The 18,224-nt window shown below is 72.1% G+C and carries 11 protein-coding genes and 1 pseudogene; 7 read left to right on the top strand and 5 right to left on the bottom strand.

Annotated features, from left to right (window positions below):
• From AB0G08_RS01690 to AB0G08_RS01680, 3 genes are all read right to left on the bottom strand, one after another.
• The coding region (locus tag AB0G08_RS01690; RefSeq protein ID WP_358081551.1) for a nitrate- and nitrite sensing domain-containing protein at positions 1-1,978 on the bottom strand (1,978 nt) is incomplete at its 3' end.
• A gap of 230 nt (positions 1,979-2,208) precedes the next feature.
• Complete coding sequence (locus AB0G08_RS01685) at positions 2,209-3,699, bottom strand: catalase (RefSeq protein WP_358081548.1); 1,491 nt, start codon at positions 3,697-3,699, stop codon at positions 2,209-2,211.
• Between the two features lie 31 nt (positions 3,700-3,730).
• Positions 3,731-4,150: a Fur family transcriptional regulator gene (locus AB0G08_RS01680; protein WP_358081545.1), complete on the bottom strand. Its 420-nt coding sequence runs from the start codon at positions 4,148-4,150 to the stop codon at positions 3,731-3,733.
• A gap of 197 nt (positions 4,151-4,347) precedes the next feature.
• Between AB0G08_RS01680 and AB0G08_RS01675 the strand changes: the two genes are divergently transcribed.
• From AB0G08_RS01675 to AB0G08_RS01655, 5 genes and pseudogenes are all read left to right on the top strand, one after another.
• Positions 4,348-4,941: a hypothetical protein gene (locus AB0G08_RS01675; RefSeq protein ID WP_358081542.1), complete on the top strand. Its 594-nt coding sequence runs from the start codon at positions 4,348-4,350 to the stop codon at positions 4,939-4,941.
• A 238-nt stretch (positions 4,942-5,179) separates the two neighbouring features.
• Positions 5,180-5,401, top strand: a pseudogene (locus AB0G08_RS01670) (hypothetical protein); the annotation flags it as partial.
• Positions 5,402-6,256: 855 nt separating this feature from the next.
• Positions 6,257-7,915, top strand: coding sequence for a sodium:solute symporter family protein (locus AB0G08_RS01665; protein WP_358081540.1), 1,659 nt, complete (start codon positions 6,257-6,259; stop codon positions 7,913-7,915).
• 16 nt (positions 7,916-7,931) lie between these two features.
• Positions 7,932-8,240 carry a hypothetical protein gene (locus AB0G08_RS01660; RefSeq protein WP_357870667.1) on the top strand — a complete coding sequence of 103 codons (309 nt, stop codon included), beginning with the start codon at positions 7,932-7,934 and terminating at the stop codon, positions 8,238-8,240.
• An 88-nt stretch (positions 8,241-8,328) separates the two neighbouring features.
• The gene (locus AB0G08_RS01655; protein WP_358081537.1) at positions 8,329-8,700 is read left to right on the top strand and encodes a hypothetical protein; all 372 of its coding nucleotides are present in this window, start codon (positions 8,329-8,331) and stop codon (positions 8,698-8,700) included.
• Between the two features lie 112 nt (positions 8,701-8,812).
• On the opposite strand, the gene AB0G08_RS01650 is transcribed toward AB0G08_RS01655, so the two are convergent.
• Positions 8,813-10,600: a glycoside hydrolase family 6 protein gene (locus AB0G08_RS01650; protein ID WP_358081535.1), complete on the bottom strand. Its 1,788-nt coding sequence runs from the start codon at positions 10,598-10,600 to the stop codon at positions 8,813-8,815.
• A 565-nt stretch (positions 10,601-11,165) separates the two neighbouring features.
• On the opposite strand from AB0G08_RS01650, the gene AB0G08_RS01645 reads away from it, so the two are divergent.
• Together AB0G08_RS01645 and AB0G08_RS01640 are read left to right on the top strand one after the other, a co-directional pair.
• Positions 11,166-12,173, top strand: coding sequence for a hypothetical protein (locus AB0G08_RS01645; protein WP_358081532.1), 1,008 nt, complete (start codon positions 11,166-11,168; stop codon positions 12,171-12,173).
• 1 nt (position 12,174) lies between these two features.
• Complete coding sequence (locus AB0G08_RS01640; RefSeq protein ID WP_358081529.1) at positions 12,175-12,849, top strand: class F sortase; 675 nt, start codon at positions 12,175-12,177, stop codon at positions 12,847-12,849.
• Positions 12,850-12,949: 100 nt separating this feature from the next.
• On the opposite strand, the gene AB0G08_RS01635 is transcribed toward AB0G08_RS01640, so the two are convergent.
• On the bottom strand, positions 12,950-18,028 hold the full coding sequence (locus AB0G08_RS01635; protein WP_358081526.1) for an NAD-glutamate dehydrogenase: 5,079 nt from the start codon (positions 18,026-18,028) through the stop codon (positions 12,950-12,952).
• Positions 18,029-18,224 lie beyond the last annotated feature (196 nt).

Genomic DNA, 18,224 nt, shown 5'->3' with positions numbered 1-18,224 from the left:
GCGTGCTCAGCCGGCCCGCCCGGGCGAGCCGCCGCTCCTCGGGCGTCGGCGCGGACCGGGGCGCCGCCGGCGGGCCACCGGTCGGGGGCAGGGAGGGCTCGTCGGTGACCAGGTCGGCGGGGACGAGCACCACGGCGGTCAGCCCGCCGCCGTCGGACGGGCGCAGGCGCACCCGGACCCCGTGCCGGGCGGCGAGGCGGGCCACCACGAAGTGCCCGAGGCGGGCGGTCTCGGTCGGCTCGAAGTCGGGCGAACGGGCGAGCCGCCGGTTCGTGTCCTCCAGCGCGGCGGCGGACATGCCCAGGCCCCGGTCGGTGATCTCCACCGCGTAGCCGTTGGCCACGTGCTGCCCGGAGACCTCCACCCGGGTCTGCGGCGGGGAGAACGCGGTGGCGTTCTCGATCAGCTCGGCGAGCAGGTGGATCACGTCGCCGACCGCCCGCCCCAGCACGCCCGCGGGCGCCACGGCGGTGATGTCGACCCGGTCGTACGACTCGACCTCGGAGATCGCGCCCCGGACCAGGTCGACCATCGCGACCGGGTTGCGCCAGCCCCGCCCGGGGGCCGCGCCGGCCAGGATGACCAGGTCCTCGGCGTGCCGCCGCAGCCGGGTGGCGAGGTGGTCGACGCGGAACAGCTCCGCCAGCTCGTCCGGGTCCTCGGTGTGCCGCTCCATCCGGTCGAGCAGCGCGAGCTGCCGGTGCACCAGCCCCTGGCTGCGCCGGGCGATGTTGAGGAACACCTCGTTGAGCCCCCGACGCAGGGTGACCTCGTCGACGGCCGACTGGACCGCGGTGCGCTGCACCTCGGTGAACGCCCGCGCCACCTGGCCGATCTCGTCGTCGCCGTACTCCAGCGGGGGCGCCTCCCGGGCGACGTCGACCTGCTCGCCCCGGCGCAGCCGGGCCACCACGTCCGGCAGCCGACGCTCGGCGGTCTCCAGGGCGGCCGTGCGTACGCCGGTGAGCCGGTGCGCCAGGTTGCGACCGACCCGCACCGACACGACGACCGAGACCACGACGGTGGCCAGTCCCAGCAGCCCGGCGGCGGCGAGCCGGACCAGGATGCGCACGGCCGACGGGATCGACCGGTCGGCGAGCCCGTCGGCCTGCGCCAGCTCGAACTCCCGCAGCGCCTGCTGCACCGCCTGGTAGCTCTCCTGCCAGGCCGCCGGGTCCACCGCCGGCCGGGTGGCGGACCCGGGGCCCACCAGCCTGTCCTGCATCGTCCGCAACCGGCCGAAGGCCTCCCCCTCGGTCATCCGCTGGAACGCGGCGCGCTCGGCGTCCGGCAGGTCGGCGACCGAGGTGTCGGCGAGGAACCGCTGGTTGCCGATGGTCTGCACCAGCTGGCGGTGCTCGCCGTCGGCGAACCGGCCGCTGGTGAACGCCCCGGCGAGCAGGGCGTCCGTCTGCCCGAGCAGCTCCCGGGACTGGCCGAGCCCGGTGACGGCGAGCGCCTGCCGGTTGAGGTCCCGGTCGGGCAGGTTGGCCATCGCGGAGAACGCCTGGAAGGCCGAGTTGATCATCCCGCTGTAGAGCCCGACCGCGCCGGCCCGGTCCACCGCCCGCCGGTCGATGAACCCCCGCCCGGCGGGCAGCGACTCCAGCGCGGTGACCAGCTGGTCGAGCCGGGCGTCGAGGAAGTCGTCGGCGGCGTCGCGCAGGTCCTCCCCGCCGACCCGGCGGCGCAGCTCCGCGATCGCCCGGTCGGTGCGCTGCCGCTGCTCGGCGAGCCCGGGAGCGGCGCCGTCGCCGGCCAGCTGGACCACCGAGAGCCGCCGCTCCCGTTGCAGCTCGGCGACCACGGTCTCGCCGGGACGGCCGAGGTCGTAGAGGAGCGTCCGGGCGGCGAGCAGGTCGAGGGCGGGTCCGAAGGTGAGCGTGGTGGCGAAGATCCAGAGCGCCAGCAGCGCGGTCACCGGCACGACGACCAATGCGGTCAGCTTCGAGCGGATCGGCCAGTCGCGGGTGTTCAATCAGACCTCGCCCGGAAGGTGTGGCTGCGGGGGCGCCGGCGCCGGCCGGGCAGCGTCGCGGCCAGACGGTCCCGGGCCGAGGTGCCGGGCAGGTCCGGCGGACGCCTTGGGCAGGATACGTAATCCTCGCCCGATGCACTACCGTCCGTCGCGTCGGGCGTACCGGCCGGACGTCCACAGTCGACGAACGCCCCGCCGGAGGCCGGCGGGGCGTTCGTGGCTGGTGCGGATCAGGCGTCGACGGAGATGCCGAGGCCCTCGGCGACCCGACGACCGTAGTCGGAGTCGCACTGGCTGAAGTGCCAGACCATCTTCTCCTGGATGTGCTTGTCGCACTGGGCCAGCAGGGTGGTGAGGTTGAGGACCAGGTCGTCCCGCTCCCAGTCGGCCATCTCGCGGTAGCGCCGGCCGGCCTGGGAGTAGTTGTCCTGCCGCTCGATCGGCGCCTTCATGATCTGGCCCGAGACGAACGGGCGGTACTCCCGGTAGGACTCGTCGGCCTCCTCGAGGCCGGCCACCGAGGACGGCTCGAAGTTGATGTGCGGGTTGGCACCACGGTCGTCCACCCCGTACGACATCTGGCCGCCGGTCTGGTTGGTGCTGACCCGCACGTCCTCGCGCGGCCGGTTGACCGGCAGCTGGAGGTAGTTCGGGCCGACCCGGTAGCGCTGGGTGTCCGAGTAGGAGAACGTCCGCCCGACCAGCATCTTGTCGTCGGAGAAGTCGATGCCGTCGACCAGCACGCCGGTGCCGAAGGCGATCTGCTCGTTCTCGTTGTGGTGGTCGGTGATGTTGCGGTCGAGCGTCATCATGCCGACCGGCAGGTAGGGGAAGTCCTCCTCCGGCCAGATCTTGGTGTCGTCGAGCGGGTCGAAGTCCAGCTCCGGGTGCTCGTCGTCGCTCATGACCTGGACGTTGAGCTCCCACTTCGGGTGGTCGCCGCGCTCGATCGCCTCGTAGAGGTCCTTCGAGGCGTGACCCAGCTCGGTGGCCTGGATGGCGTCCGCCTCGGCCTGGGTCAGGTTGTGCTCACCCTGCTGGGACAGCCAGTGGAACTTGACCAGCACGGCCTCGCCCTCGGCGTTGACGAGGCGGTAGGTGTTCACCCCGGAGCCGCGCATCGTCCGGTAGTTCTTCGGGATGCCGTACGGGGAGAAGAGCCAGGTCAGCATGTGCATCGACTCGGGCGTGTTCGACATGAAGTCGAAGATCCGGTTCGGCTCCTGACGGAAGGTCACCGGGTCCGGCTTCAGCGCGTGGATCACGTCGGGGAACTTGATCGCGTCGCGGATGAAGAAGACCTGGAGGTTGTTGCCCACCATGTCCCAGTTGCCGTCCTCGGTGCGGAACTTCACGGCGAAGCCGCGCGGGTCGCGGGCCGCCTCGGAGGAGTCCCGCCCGCCGATGACGGTGGAGAAGCGGATGGTGACCGGCGTCTTCTTGCCCCTGCTCTGGAACAGCTTGGCCCTGGTGTACTTCGACGCCGGCTCGTCGCCGATCGTCCCGTACGCCTCGAACTCGCCGTGCGCCACGAAGCCGCGGGCGTGCACCACCCGCTCCGGGATCCGCTCCCGGTCGAAGTGGCTGATCTTCTCCAGGAAGTGGTAGTTCTCCAGCGTCGCCGGGCCGCGCGAGCCGACCGTCCGCTGCTGCTGGTTGTTGTGCACGGGATGACCCTGACGGGTGGTGAGGATCGGCTTGCTGGCCTGCGGGTCGCTCATGGCTCTCCTCCTGCTCGGTGTGGCGCTTGCGTCAGTCGCGCTGCGGCTGACAGCCGGGGCACCGGCCCCAGTAGGTGACCTCGGCGAACTCCACCGCGAAGGCGGAGGCCCCGGGGTCGAGGCAGGGCCCGGGGGCCCGGTTGCGCCGGGTGTCGACGATCGCGCCGCAGTCCCGGCAGACCAGGTGGTCGTGGTCGTCCCCGCCCAGCTCGTACCGGGCCGGCCCGCCGGCCGGGGCGAACCGGCGCAGCAGGCCCGCGCCGGTGAGCGCGCGCAGGACGTCGTAGACCGCCTGGCCCGAGATCCGCCCGAGGCGGGCCCGGGCGAGTCGGGTGATCGTGTCGGCATCCAGGTGTGGCCGGTCGCGCACCGCGGCGAGCACCGCGAGCCGGGGCCGCGTGACGCGCAGCCCGGCCGCCCGCAGGCGTTCGGCGTCGGATTCGACCGGCATCACCCCACCCAAGCGCGTTTTCTGGAACGAGTCAAGTTTTGGCGGTCGGTCACCCTGTGTGACTCGTCATGGCGCGACGGGGAATGGGCCTGGGTAGGGTCCGCCGGGCCGCGAGGGCCGGGTTCGTCAGGAAAGTGCCCCGGAACGGGATTGGCGATCAGTGAGCGGAGGGAATACCACCTGACGAAGGAGGAGCCATGTCGCCCACGCAGGTAATCGTCATAGTTCTCGTCGTGCTGGTGATCGCGGCCGTGGCCGTGGCCGCCCGGTCGTACGCCCGTCGCCGCGCGCTGCGGTCGCGCTTCGGTCCCGAGTACGACCGCGCCATCGCCGAGCAGGACAGCCGGACCGCCGCCGAGCGGGAGCTACGGGAACGGGAACGTCGCCACGCGGAGCTCACACTGACCCCCCTCGCCCCCGAGTCCCGGGCCCGGTACGCCGCCGCGTGGGAGGAGCTCCAGGTCCGCTTCGTCGACTCCCCCGCCGAGACCGTGGGTGACGCCGACGACCTGGTCACCCGGCTCATCGCGGAACGTGGCTACCCCACCGGCGAGTTCTCCGCCCAGATCGCCCACCTCTCCGTCGAGCACGCCCGCACGCTGGGCCACTACCGCGACGCCCACGAGATCCACCTGCGCAACTCCCGGGGCGAGGCGAGCACCGAGGAACTCCGCCAGGCCGTCGTCCACTACCGCGCCCTCTTCGCCGACCTGCTCGGCGAGGAGCCGGTCGGTGCCCGACCGTCCGAGCAGCACGACCCGGACAGCCAGCACGACGTCACGAGCCGCTAGGAGGATGACCATGCGCCAGGAAGAGCAGCGAGTGGGCAACGAACACCCCGAGGCCGTCCGCTCCGAGCCGGTGCCGGTGCCGCCTCCGGGCGACCGGGCCGGCCGGGCCGACGTGCCCGAGGACGCCCTCGACGACCGGGGCACCTTCGACGATCCGGCGGTCGCCGACGGCGGCCGGGCCGGCCGGCACGACGACGAGGCGGCGCGCGGCCGGGACGCCGGCAGGGGCCGGCCGGGCGACCGGGACACCGCCGGCGACCGGGCCGAGTTCCACGAGCCGGGGCCGGTGCCGACCGCCTTCGGCGCCACCAGCGTCGGCGGCGCGGTCGCCGCGTCCGCCCTGGCCAGCCCCCTGCCGGAGGACGAGCCCGACCCGCGCACGGAGTCGACCGCGCGGCCGGGCGACGGCGCCGTGGACGGCCCCCGGGAGGGCCGCCGGGCGGATCCGACCGCCGAGTTCCACCGGTCCGTCGGGCTCGGCGACGCCCGTTCCGACGACCGGCAGGCCCGCCGGGACGGCGCCGAGGTGCTGCCCCCGGACGCCGCCGACGGCCGTCCCGAGCGCCGGGCCGACCTGACCGGGTGGGCCGGCGACCCGGAGGGCGGCGCGGCCGGCGCGGCCGGATACGGCAGCGCCGCGCCGACCATGGTCGATCCGGACGCCGCGCACGCGCCGGTCGGACGCGCGGGCACCGGGGAACTGGGGGCCGCCGGGACCGACCGGCCGGCGGGCGCGACGGTGGCCGCCGAGCCGGCCAGCCTCTTCGAGCCGGGCATGGCGCAGGGCTTCCGGGACCGCTGGCGCGACGTCCAGCTGCGGTTCGTGGACGATCCCCGCGCGGCGGCCGGGGAGGCCCAGTCACTGGTCGACGAGGCCATCCAGGCGCTCTCCTCGGCGCTGTCCGCGCAGAAGAACAAGCTGGGTGGCTGGCAGGACGCCGGTTCCGCCGACACCGAGCAGCTCCGGATGGCCGTCCGCCACTACCGCGACTTCCTGGACCGGGTGCTCGGGCGCTGACCCGTTCCGCGAGCGACCCCGGCCGATCGGCCGGGGTCGCTCGCGCATGTCCGCACCTCTCCCCCGGCCCGCGCCACTCCCCGGCCCGCGCCGCTCCCCCGGCCCCGCGCCGCTCCCCCGGCCCACAACCCGCACAGGAGGGCGCCTCCGGCACGGCAGGCCCCTGGGCGCGCCCCGCAGGCCCGACGAACGGGAGTGGCGGACGGTTTCGCCACCGCAGGCGTGAAACTGCGCGTTCGGGGTAATTGGGCGCGCGCGCACTCATCCGGCACGGACGGTTGACGAAGGGTTACAGGGATGGACGGCGATGGCCTGCGGCTGAACATGAACGTCCTGGACTACGGCATCCTGGCGCTCTACTTCGTCACGGTGCTCGGCGTCGGCTTCGCCGCCCGGCGGGCCATCAAGACCAGCGTCGACTTCTTCCTCTCCGGCCGTTCGCTGCCCGCCTGGGTGACCGGCCTGGCCTTCGTCTCGGCCAACCTGGGGGCGCTGGAGATCATCGGCATGGCCGCCAACGGCGCCCAGTACGGCGCGATGACCCTGCACTACTACTGGATCGGCGCCGTGCCGGCGATGGTCTTCCTCGGCATCGTGATGATGCCGTTCTACTACGGCTCCAAGGTCCGCAGCGTGCCCGAGTACCTGCGGCTGCGCTTCAACCGCCCCACCCACCTGCTGAACGCGCTCAGCTTCGCGGTCGCGCAGGTGCTCATCGCCGGCGTGAACCTCTACGCCCTGGCGCTGATCATGCAGGCGCTGCTCGGCTGGCCGCTCTGGGTGGCCATCGTGATCGGCGCGCTGATCGTGCTGGCGTACATCACCGTGGGCGGGCTCTCCGGGGCGATCTACAACGAGGTGCTCCAGTTCTTCGTGATCATCGCGGGCCTGCTGCCGATCACGATCCTGGGCCTGGTGAAGGTCGGCGGCGTCTCGGGCCTGATGGACGCGGTGCGCGAGTCCAAGCTGGGCGAGGCGGGGTTGCACACCTGGCAGGACACCGGCGGCACCGACAACCCGCTCGGCGCGCACTGGATCGGGATCGTCTTCGGCCTCGGCTTCGTGCTCTCCTTCGGCTACTGGACGACCAACTTCGCCGAGGTGCAGCGCGCGCTGTCGGCCAAGAACATGAGCGCCGCCCGCCGGACGCCGATCATCGCCGCGTACCCGAAGCTGCTCATCCCGGTGGTCACGGTGATCCCCGGCCTGGTAGCCCTCGTGACGGTGCAGGGGCTCGGCGCGGAGAGCGGCGACCTGGTCTACAACAACGCGATCCCGCTGCTGATGCGCGACCTGCTCCCCAACGGCGTGCTCGGGATCGCGGTGACCGGCCTGGTCGCGTCGTTCATGGCCGGCATGGCGGCGAACGTGAGCGGCTTCAACACCGTGTTCACCTACGACATCTGGCAGCAGTACGTGCGCCGGGACCGTCCGGACGACTACTACATCCGCATCGGCCGGTGGGCGACGGTCGGCGGCGTGCTCGTCGGCATCGGCACCGCGTTCATCGCCGCCGGGTTCAGCAACATCATGAACTACATCCAGGCGCTGTTCTCGCTGTTCAACGCGCCGCTGTTCGCCACCTTCATCATCGGCATGTTCTGGCGGCGGATGAGCGCGGCGGCCGGCTTCCTCTCGCTGCTCATGGGCACCCTGGCGGCGCTGGCCACCTACCTGCTCTACAAGGCGGGGGTCGTGCACTTCAACTCCGACCTGGAGGAGAGCTTCTGGGGCGCCGGCATCGCGTTCGTCACGGCCGCCGTCGTCGCCGCCGTCGTCACGCCGTTCACCAGGAAGAAGCGGGACGAGGACCTGCGCGGCCTGGTCTACGGCATGGGCGCCGTCGACGTGAAGGGCGACCTGCTGACCGGGGACGCCGTCTGGTGGCGCTCCCCCGTGCTGCTCGGCCTGATCGCGGTGGCGCTCTCCCTCCTCCTCTACGTGCCGTTCTTCTAGGAAGGGGCGCTCGGCCATGAGCATGGACAACCTCAACCCGCACGGGCACGACCGGTCGGTCGAGGCCACCGAGGAGGCCCGCCGCCGCTCGGCCGCCGCCCGGCTGTTCGACATCCGCCGGGTGATCGGTGGGCTTTTCACCGCGTACGGGGCGATCGTCACCCTGATCGGCGTCTTCGACGGCGAATCCGCCGTCCAGAAGGCGCAGGGGGTCCGGATCAACCTCTGGGCGGGCCTCGGCATGCTCGTCTTCGGCGTGCTGATGCTGCTCTGGCAGTGGCGCAATCCGGTCCAGCCGCCGGAGACCTCCGACGAGGAGCGCTGAGCCGCCCCGCCGGCACGCGGCATGGGCACGGCCGGGCCGGGTACGCCAGCAGGATCAGGAGACCACCTGGCGACAGGAGGGCAGCGACATGACGGACCGTGACCGTGACCGACCGCTGGAGGAGAGCCCGGAGGTGGCCGCGGCGGTCGAGGACGACACCGGCGTCCCGCAGCTGATGACCGGCGGCGGCGCCGACCGCGACACTCCGTCGTTCACCGGGCCCGGGGAGGAGCCGGGTGGCGACGAGCTGATCGGCGACCCGTACGCCGCCGGCACCGGCGCGACCGGCACCGGCACGGGCGCGGCCCCGGACCACATCCGCACCGGGGCCGAGCAGCCCTGGGAGCCGGAGGACCTGGTGGCGGCCCGGGGGCAGGACCTGACGCCGGAGAACGTCGAGCGGGCCCGCCGGGACCTGGCCGAGCTGGGCCGCGCGGCCATCGAGAAGACGGTGCCCTGACCGGCTTACGCGAGGGGGCCCCCGGCCCGACCGTCGGACGGTCGGGCCGGGGGCCCGGGGAACCTGCCGCTGGAGCGCCTCACCTACTGCCAGCGGCGGGTGGGCACCGCTCTCAGAGCGCCGGGTACGCGTTCTGCATGAGCTGCGCGAACTGCGCGGGGAACCAGGCGCCCGAGATCGGGGCGTCCGGCAGGGCGCCGCTCATGCTGTTGCCGTTGCGGGCGTTACCGGTGTAGGTCGGGTCGCACATCCGGTCGAAGCCCTTGCCCTCATTGTTCGGGATCTCCTTGCTGGAGCCGTCCGACTCGCCCGGGGGCTTGACCCAGACGTAGGCGTCGATGCCCGGCTCCGGCGCGGCCTTCGGGCGCTCGCCGAGGCCGGCCCCGGCCTGGTTGCACCAGTTGCCGGCGTGGATCCGCCGGTCCACCCGACCACCGTTGACGTACGTGTCGACACTGGTCGTCGCGCCCGGGCCGGTGGGCCGGGCGGTGCCGCCCCAGCCGTTGCGGGAGGTGTCGATCAGCATGCCGATCTTCGAGTCGAAGCCCTTGGCGACCAGCTCGTTGCGGAACGCCTGGGCGAACGAGAGCTCGTCCACGTAGAAGTTCCAGTCGATCCACTTGGACTGCCGCACGCTGGTGCCGTTCACCGAGTCGGTGATCTTCACGTAGGGCTCACGCAGCGCCGAGTAGTTGGCGGTGTTGACGATGAAGCCGTGGACGTTGTTCACCGTGCTGCCGGAGGCCACGGAGGCGTCCTTCAGGATCTGCGCGGTCGGGCCGAAGTTGCTGTCCCAGCCGATCCAGCCGTGGTGGGCGGCGTCGATGTAGTTGTAGACGTTGCCGATCGCGCCCAGCTTCGACAGGGCGTACCCGACGCCGTTGACGTAGGCGCCGTTGGCCTTCACCGTGTCGCACATCGCGGTGCCGCCGGGGTTGCCGGAGGTGTTGGTCACCAGGTTCGGCAGCGAGTCGATCTCGATGATGTTGACGATCCGCAGGCTGGCGTACTTCGGGTCGCCCTGGATCGCGGCGATCGGGTCGATGTACTCGGTCTTGTACCTGGGCAGCTCGTCCGCGCGCAGCTCACCGTTCGAGGCCAGCGCGGCGCAGTCCCGGCCGGGCAGGTTGTAGATGACGAACTGGATGTAGTTCGCCCCCTGCTCGAGCGCCTTGTTCAGGTGGTCGCGCACGCCCATCGCGCCGTTGGAGCTGCTGTCCGGGGTGCCGTTGATGGCGGCGATCCGGTCGATCCAGACGGCGGTCGGGTTGTTCGACACCCGGTTGCCGCCGGCCACGGACTCGGCCTTGGCCTTCCACTCCGGGTTCACGTACCCCTTGGCGTTGAGGTACGGGTTGTCCACCCGCTGCCCGGGCGGCGGGGTGGTGGGCGGCGGAGTGGTCGGCGGCGGCGTCGTGGGCGGTGGCGTCGTCGGCGGGGCCGTGGTCGGCGGGGTCGTGGTGGGCGGGGTGCCACCGTTGCAGGTCACGCCGTTGAGGGTGAACGAGGTGGGCTTCGGGTTGCTGCCGCTCCAGGCGCCGTTGAAGCCGACGCTCACCGTGGCGCCGCTGGCCACCGTGCCGTTGTAGGACTCGTTCTGCGCGGTGACGTTCTGACCGGTCTGCGTCCAGCGGGCCGACCAGCCCTGCTGCACCCGCTGGTTGCCGTCCGGGAAGGTGAACCCGAGCGTCCAGCCGTTGAGGGCGTCGCCGATGTTCTTGATGTTGACGGTGGCGGTGAACCCGCCCTGCCAGTCGCTGGTCGTGTACGACACGTCGCACTGGGTGGCGGCGTGCGCCACGGTGACCGGCAGGGTCACCAGTCCGCCCGCGACCAGAGCGCCCGCGCCGCCGAGCGCGAGGGCCCGGCGGGGGCCGGACAGCCTTCTCCACACATTCATGCCACTGATCTCCTTGGGCGAGACCGGATCCGCGAACGGCCCGGCGATACGGCCCGATGGGCGCCCTGCGCGGACGTCCGCCGGTGCCACGGGTTCTTCGGGGGGTGCCCGACCCGGTCGGGCGTTTGGTGGTGGTCCGACCGGCGACGATGGGCCGGTCGGGAGGCGGGACGTCGTCCGGCGGACCGGTGCCCTCGACTCCTGCCTGCGCGGTGTGGCTCCCCGAACCGCGTGCAGCGATTCTTGCATGGGAGCGCTTCCATGGCAATGCCTCGATGTGGTGGCCGGGGCCGGCGGGGCCACCGGTGCCCCCGGGCCGGCCGGGCCGGACTATCCGACCGCTGGGGCGCGAGCCGCGCCAGCCGGGCCTGCAGACCCCAGCGCGGTGGCAACCGCCCGGCCGAGCCCGGCAAGCCGCTTAACCGACGTAGTACCCCTAGCGCGCTTATCGCTCCTAAGCACCAAAACGCGAATCTTTCCCTTCATAGCTCGTGAAACGGTCTAACGTCGTCCGTAGCTCGGTTGTCGCCGAGCCCAGGACAACAGGGATGGAGTGACGCAGGTCATGGCAAAGAAGATGCTCGGGAAGGTCGTTGCGGGCGCTGCCCTCGGTGGTGCCTCCCTGCTCGTGTTCACGCCGGGGATCGCGTTCGCGGACGGCCAGCAGGGCCACGAGGGCAAGGTCTACGCCAAGCCGCACGTCGTCAAGGCGGGCGACACGGTCAAGCTGCTCGAGGTCTGCCCCGACCGGCAGGAGCACGCCTTCGTGTGGTCGAAGGTCACCGGCAAGGTCAAGCTCAAGCCGGCCGAGGGCCGGGGCCACTGGCGTGGCGGGGAGGAGGACTCCCGCGACCACGACAAGGGCCGGGACCACGAGGACAAGGGCCGCGACCACGGCAAGGACAATGGCAAGGACGACAACGGCAAGGGCGAGACCCCCAAGCCGCAGCCGCCGGCCAACGGCACCAGCCAGCCGCAGCCGCCGGCCAACGGCAGCCAGCCGCCCGCCAACGGCCAGGGTGGCGGCGCCGCCGACGCCGCCGGCGCCGAGGGCGACCGCGACTGGAAGGGCTACGAGCACGGCCAGGACGCCGAGGGCGACCGCGGCGACAAGGGCCACGACAAGGGCGACCGCGAAGGCCGCGGGGACAGCAACGGCTCGGACGGGTACGACCGCGCGGACCGCGCCGGGTACGGCTCGGAGAGCAACGGCTCGGACGAGTACGACCGCAAGGGCCACGACAACGGCCGGAACGGCCACGACAACGGCCGGTCGGACGAGGAGTCCGAGCGCCACGGCAAGGACCACTGGGAGCACAAGCGGGACTTCGTCTACTACGGCGAGGCCCAGGTGTCCGAGGACGCCCAGCCGGGCCGCTACGAGCTCAAGGGCTCGTGCGGCGAGGGCGAGCTGGTCGTGCTGCCGCGCGGTGGGGTCGACGGTGGTGACGGTGGCGTCGGCGCCGGCACCGACCGGGGCCTGGCCGCCGGTGGGGCGAGCCTGGTCGGCGCGGCCGCCCTGGGCGGCCTCGTGCTGATGCGCCGGCGTCGGACCGATGAGTCCTTCGTCTGACATGACGGCGACACCGGCCGGCGGCCGTCACGGGAAACCGTGGCGCGCCGCCGGCGCGGCCGTCGTCGTCGTGCTCGCCATGGTCGGCGCCGGCCTGATCGGCGCCTCGTTCAGGTCCGCGCCCGCTCCCCGCCCCCCGCAGCCCCTGGCCGCGTCCGCCAGCACCGGGCCGGCGGCCGCCGGCGTGCCGGACCCGGACGTCGCCGCCGGCACGGGCCTCGCCCGCTCCGCCCCCACCACGATCGCCATCCCCCGGATCGGGGTCGACGCCGCGATCATGCCCCTCGGCACCAACCCGGACGGCACCGTCCAGGTGCCCCCGCTGGAGCGGGCACAGCTGGCCGGCTGGTACGAGCCGGGGCCGAGCCCCGGTGAGATCGGCAACGCGGTCATCGTCGGGCACGTCGACTCGGCGGCGATCGGGCCGGCGGTCTTCTTCTCCCTCGGCGCCCTGCAACCGGGCGACACCATCACCGTCACCCGGCAGGACGGGCAGCAGGCCACCTTCACCGTCGAGTCGGTCAAGGCGTACCCGAAGACGGAGTTCCCGACCGAGCAGGTCTACGGTCCCAGCAACCGACCCGGCCTGCGCGTGGTCACCTGCGGCGGGACCTTCGACGAGGCCGCCGGCAGCTACCCGGACAACGTGGTCGTCTTCGCCTCCATGCCAGTGTGAGCCGGCAACCGCGCGACACCGCGCGGCAGCCTCCACCGGACGACAACGACGCGGTCCGGCCGGTCGGGACACCGACCGGCCGGACCGCGTGCCGTACGCGTCAGGCGGCGGCGGAGGTCCGCACCAGGGTGCGGATCTGGCGCAGCAGCACCGACAGGGCGGCGAGGTCCGCCCGGGACTCGTCGAACTCCCCCATCGCCCGCTCGGCGCGGTGGATCGAGGTGGCGTTCGACTGCTCCCACTGGAGCACCCGCTCCTGGGGCGACAGGGTGCCGGGGGTGGAGTCGAGAACCTCCGCGGTCAGCGCGGCCAGCGCGGCGTACAGGTCGTAGCGCAGCGCCATCCGGGCCAGCGTCTGCCAGCGGTCCTCCCGCGGCAGCAGGGAGATCTTCGACAGCAGGGAGTCCACCCGGAACCGGTCGGAGAGCACGAAGTAGACCGAGGCCACCTCCCCGACGTCCCGCCCGCTGCTCGCCGCGGTCTCCACCACGTCGAGCAGGCCGAAGCTGTACATCAGCCGGGTCGCCTGCTCCGCCAGGTCGCGCGGTAGCCCCCGCTCGGTGAGCGAGTCGATGTGCGCGGCGAGGGACTCCCGCTCGCTGCCGTAGAAGCGCTCCTCCAGGTCGGGCAGGAGCAGGGCCACCCCGTCGCGCAGCCGGGCGATCTCCGCCGGCACGTCGATCGGCGAGCGGCGGTTGGTCACCAGCCACCGCACCGCCCGGTCGAGCAGGCGCCGGGTGTCCAGGTAGACGCTCGTCTGCAACTCGGGGTCGACCTTGTTGTCCAGGGCCTCCACCGCGTCCCACAGCGCGCGCAGCCCGAACACCTCGCGGACCACCACGTACGCCCGGATCACGTCCGCCGCCGAGGCGGCGGTCTCCTCGACCACCCGGAAGACGAACGAGATTCCGCCCCGGTTGACCGCCTCGTTGACCAGCACCGTCGTCACGATGTCCCGGCGCAGCCGATGCTGCCCCATCCGGTCGGCGAACCGCTCGCGCATCGGCGTCGGGAAGTAGTTGACCAGGACGTCGGTCGTCCACTCCTCGTCCGCGAGCCCCTCGGCCAGGATCTCCGTCTCAAGGACGATCTTGACGTACGCGAGCAGCACCGCGAACTCCGGCGCGGTCAGCCCGGACTCGGTCCGCACCGCCAGCTCGTCGTCCGGCGGCAGCGCCTCCAGGGAGCGGTCCAGCGCCCCGGAACGCTCCAGATCGGTGATCATCCGCCGGTGCACCGGCAGCAGCGAGGCGGCCTGCGCCTGCGCGTTGTTGATCGCCCGGGCCTGGTCGTAGTTGTCCCCCAGCACCAGCTCGGCGACCTCGTCGGTCATCGCCGCGAGCAGCTCGTCGCGCTCGGGCAGGGACAGCGCGCCGTCGCCGACCGCCGTGTTCAGAAGGATCTTGATGTTCACCTCGTGGTCGGAGCAGTCCACCCCGGCCGCGTTGTCGATGAAGTCCGTGTAGATCCGCCCGCCGGTCTGGGCGTACTCGATGCGGCCGAGCTGGGTCCAGCCCAGGTTGCCGCCCTCGCCGACCACCCGGCAGCGCACGTTCTTGCCGTCCACCCGGATCGCGTCGTTGGACTTGTCGCCCACCTCCGCGTTGGTCTGGCTGGAGGCCTTCACGTACGTGCCGATGCCGCCGTTCCAGAACAGGTCGACCGGCGCGGTCAGGATCGCCTTCATCAGCTCCTGCGGGGAGAGCTGCGTCACGTCGGCGTCCAGGCCCAGCCGCTCGCGGACCTGCGGCGAGATCGGCACCGACTTGGCGGTACGCGGGTGCACCCCGCCGCCGGCCGAGATCAGCTTCGGGTCGTAGTCCTGCCAGGACGAGCGGGGCAGCTCGAACAGCCGCTTGCGCTCGGCGTACGAGGTGGCGGCGTCCGGTTCCGGGTCGAGGAAGATGTGCCGGTGGTCGAACGCGGCCACCAGCCGGATGTGCTCCGACAGCAGCATGCCGTTGCCGAACACGTCGCCGGACATGTCGCCGACGCCGACCACGGTGAAGTCCTGGGTCTGGGTGTCGTGACCCATCTCGCGGAAGTGCCGCTTGACCGACTCCCAGGCGCCCCGGGCGGTGATGCCCATCTTCTTGTGGTCGTAGCCGGCGGAGCCGCCGGAGGCGAACGCGTCGCCGAGCCAGAAGTTGTGCGCCGTGGAGATCTCGTTGGCGATGTCGGAGAACGTCGCCGTGCCCTTGTCCGCCGCGACCACCATGTACGGGTCGTCGCCGTCGTGCCGGACCACGTCCTCCGGCGGCACGATCTCGCCGCTGACGATGTTGTCCGTGACGTCCAGCAGCGCCGAGATGAACTCCTTGTAGCAGACGACCGCCTCGTCGCGGTCCCCCGGCTTCTGCTTGAGCACGAAGCCGCCCTTGGCGCCGACCGGCACGATCACGGCGTTCTTCACCATCTGCGCCTTGACCAGGCCGAGCACCTCGGTGCGGAAGTCCTCGCGGCGGTCGGACCAGCGCAGCCCGCCCCGGGCCACCGGCCCGAACCGCAGGTGCACGCCCTCGAAGCGCGGCGAGTACACGAAGATCTCGAACTTCGGCCGCGGCGCCGGCAGGTCCGGGATCGCCTGCGGGTCCAGCTTGAGCGCCACGTACGCCTTCGGCCGCCCGTCGCTGCGCTTCTGGTAGAAGCTGGTGCGCAGGGTGGCCTGGATCATCGTCAGGTAGGCGCGCAGGATCCGGTCCTGGTCGAGGCTGGCGACGGCGTCCAGCGCGGCCCGGATGTCGCCCACCAGCTCGGCGCTGCGCTGCTGCCGCTGCTCGTGGCCGTCCGCGCCGGGCGCGAACCGCACCTCGAAGAGCTCCACCAGCAGGGCGGCGATCCTCGGGTACGCGATGAAGGTCTGCTCCATGTACTCCTGGGAGAAGACCGTGCCGGCCTGGCGCAGGTACTTCGCGTAGGCGCGCAGCACCACCACCTGCCGCCAGGTGAGACCGGCGCGCAGCACCAGCTCGTTGAAGCCGTCCACCTCGGCCTCGCCCCGCCACGCCGCCGCGAAGGCGTTCTCGACGTGCGGGCGCACCTCGGCCAGCTCCTGGTGCCCCTCGGGCAGCCGCAGCCCGAAGTCGTAGAGGTAGACCCGACCGTCGATCCGGTCCACCTCGTGCGGGTGCTCGTCGACCACCTTGACGCCGAGCGAGTGCAGCACCGGCAGCACGGCGGAGAGCATCATCGGCTCGCCGTAGCGGTAGACCTTGAAGCGGACGTCCATCGCCTCGTCGACGTCCGGCCCCCGCCCGCCGGCCCGCGGCGCGAGCTGCTTGCGGAACAGGTGCATCTCCAGCTGGCCGGGCTCCTCCAGCAGCTCCAGCTTCGCCAGGTCCTTCATCGCCTCGTACGGCGTGTGGCCGTCCTTGTAGCCCTCCGGGAAGGCGTCGGCGTAGCGGGTGAACAGGTGCTTGGCCTGCTCGTCGCCGAGCTTGCGCTCCAGCACCAGCCGGTAGTCGTCGTCCCAGAGCCGGGTGGCGTCGGCCAGCTCCTCGGCGAGCAGGTCGGCGTCGATGTCGCCCGGGGTCCTGGTCGGGTCCGTCCGGACGATGAAGTGCACGCGGGCGAGCATCGACTCGGTGACCCGGGTCGTGTAGTCCACCCCGACGCCGTTCAGCTCGCGCAGCAGGATGTCCTGCATCCGCAGCCGGTTCTGCGTGGTGAACCGGTCGCGGGGCAGGTAGATCAGGCAGGAGATGAACCGCCCGTACGCGTCCCGGCGCAGGAAGACCCGCAGCTGCCGGCGACCGGCCATCCGCAGCACGCCGATCACCGCGTGGTAGAGGTCCTCGGTCTTGATCTGGAACAGCTCGTCGCGCGGGTACGTCTCCAGGATCTGGAGCAGGTCCTTGCCGGAGTGGCTGCGCTGGCTCAGGCCGGAGCGGTCCAGCACCTCGGCCACCTTGCGGCGGACCACCGGCAGCTCCTGCACGCTGGTCCGGTACGCGGCCGTGGAGAACAGGCCCAGGAAGCGCCGCTCGCCGATGACCTCGCCGGCCTCGTTGAAGATCTTGAAGCCGATGTAGTCGAGGTAGGCGGAGCGGTGCACCGTGGCCCGCGAGTTCGCCTTGGTGATGATCAGCAGGCGCTTCTCGGTGACCCTGTCGTGCGCCTCGGGCGTCATCGACGAGAGCGGCCGGGCCTCCGGGGAGTCCTGGCGCAGGATGCCCAGCCCGGTGCCGAGGACCGCCTCCAAGGCCTGGCCGCTGCGGCGCTCCCCGCCGTCGGCCGCCGCCTCGTCGGTGTCGACCAGCCGGTACTCCCGGTAGCCCAGGAACGTGAAGTGGTCGTGGGCGAGCCAGCGGAGCAGCTCCACCGAGTCCGTGATGTCCTTCTCCGGCACCGGCGGCCGGTTGTCCGACGTCCGTGCGGAGGCCAGCTCGTCGGCGAGGGCGAGGGCCCGCTGGCGCATCTTCGGCCAGTCCTCCACCGCCTCCCGCACGTCGGTGAGCACCCGCTGCAGCTCCCGGCGCAGCCTGTCCCGCTCGGCGGCGTCGCGCACCGGGTCGATCTCGATGTGCATCCAGCTCTCGACCAGGTCGCCGGCGATGGCGTCGTCGGGCTCGACGTCGGCGGAGACCTCCACCAGCCGGCCCAGCGGCTCGCGGCGGACCACCACCAGCGGGTGGACCAGCAGGTGCACGTCCAGGTGGTGCGAGTTGAGCAGGGCGGTCACCGAGTCGACCAGGAACGGCATGTCGTCGGTGACGATCTCGATGACGGTGTGGTGCTGATCGGCGTCGGGCTCGTGGATGCGCAGCTTCAACTCGCCCGGTACCCGCTGCTCGGCGAGGTCGCGGTGCGCGCGGGCCGCCTCCAGCATCTCCTCGGCGGTGAAGCCGATCAGCTCCTCGTCCGGCGCGAACCGCCAGAAGCGGCTGACCAGGGTCGCCGCGTCGTGGTCGTCGCCAGCGAGCGCCATCGCCTGGGCGACCAGGCGCTCCACGTTGGGAACCGGCTCGTCGAGTTCGTTGTCCTCCACGTCGTCGGCCAGCGCGTCGGCGGGCAGGCCCAGGTCGTAGAGGGTGTCGATGCTCGAACCGGTCATCCCGGTCACTCCTGTGTCGAGCCGGCCGAAGCCGTCCCCGTCGGTCGCCGAATCGAAGCTGTCGTCCCGGCTGGTGTCAGCCTGCCGGAGGTCGGGTCCCGGTTTGATCGCCGGACGCCGGTCCATCGGTGCCACTCCCCTCGACCCACCGCGTTGTGGGTCACTCTGCCGCCCAGCCTAGGCCCTGCCGTTCCGCCCCTTGCGCGGCGGACCACAGTGCGGACGTCCGGTTCCGGACTTCGTCCTTTCACCCGTTGCGGATACGAGGTTGGCCGGTTCGGGAGTACCCCGCCTCCAGTCGTTCATCACCCGGCACCGGGCT

The organism is Micromonospora sp. NPDC023644 (assembly GCF_040640115.1).
Lineage (GTDB): Bacteria > Actinomycetota > Actinomycetes > Mycobacteriales > Micromonosporaceae > Micromonospora.
This window is presented reverse-complemented; position numbering and strand designations above follow the sequence as displayed.

Bases quoted from the DNA above. Each gene is read 5' to 3' on its own strand.
- AB0G08_RS01685 (WP_358081548.1), bottom strand. From the start codon at position 3,699: ATGAGCGACCCGCAGGCCAGCAAGCCGATCCTCACCACCCGTCAGGGT.
- AB0G08_RS01680 (WP_358081545.1), bottom strand. From the start codon at position 4,150: ATGCCGGTCGAATCCGACGCCGAACGCCTGCGGGCGGCCGGGCTGCGC.
- AB0G08_RS01675 (WP_358081542.1), top strand. From the start codon at position 4,348: ATGTCGCCCACGCAGGTAATCGTCATAGTTCTCGTCGTGCTGGTGATC.
- AB0G08_RS01665 (WP_358081540.1), top strand. From the start codon at position 6,257: ATGGACGGCGATGGCCTGCGGCTGAACATGAACGTCCTGGACTACGGC.
- AB0G08_RS01660 (WP_357870667.1), top strand. From the start codon at position 7,932: ATGAGCATGGACAACCTCAACCCGCACGGGCACGACCGGTCGGTCGAG.
- AB0G08_RS01655 (WP_358081537.1), top strand. From the start codon at position 8,329: ATGACGGACCGTGACCGTGACCGACCGCTGGAGGAGAGCCCGGAGGTG.
- AB0G08_RS01650 (WP_358081535.1), bottom strand. From the start codon at position 10,600: ATGAATGTGTGGAGAAGGCTGTCCGGCCCCCGCCGGGCCCTCGCGCTC.
- AB0G08_RS01645 (WP_358081532.1), top strand. From the start codon at position 11,166: ATGGCAAAGAAGATGCTCGGGAAGGTCGTTGCGGGCGCTGCCCTCGGT.
- AB0G08_RS01640 (WP_358081529.1), top strand. From the start codon at position 12,175: ATGACGGCGACACCGGCCGGCGGCCGTCACGGGAAACCGTGGCGCGCC.
- AB0G08_RS01635 (WP_358081526.1), bottom strand. From the start codon at position 18,028: ATGGACCGGCGTCCGGCGATCAAACCGGGACCCGACCTCCGGCAGGCT.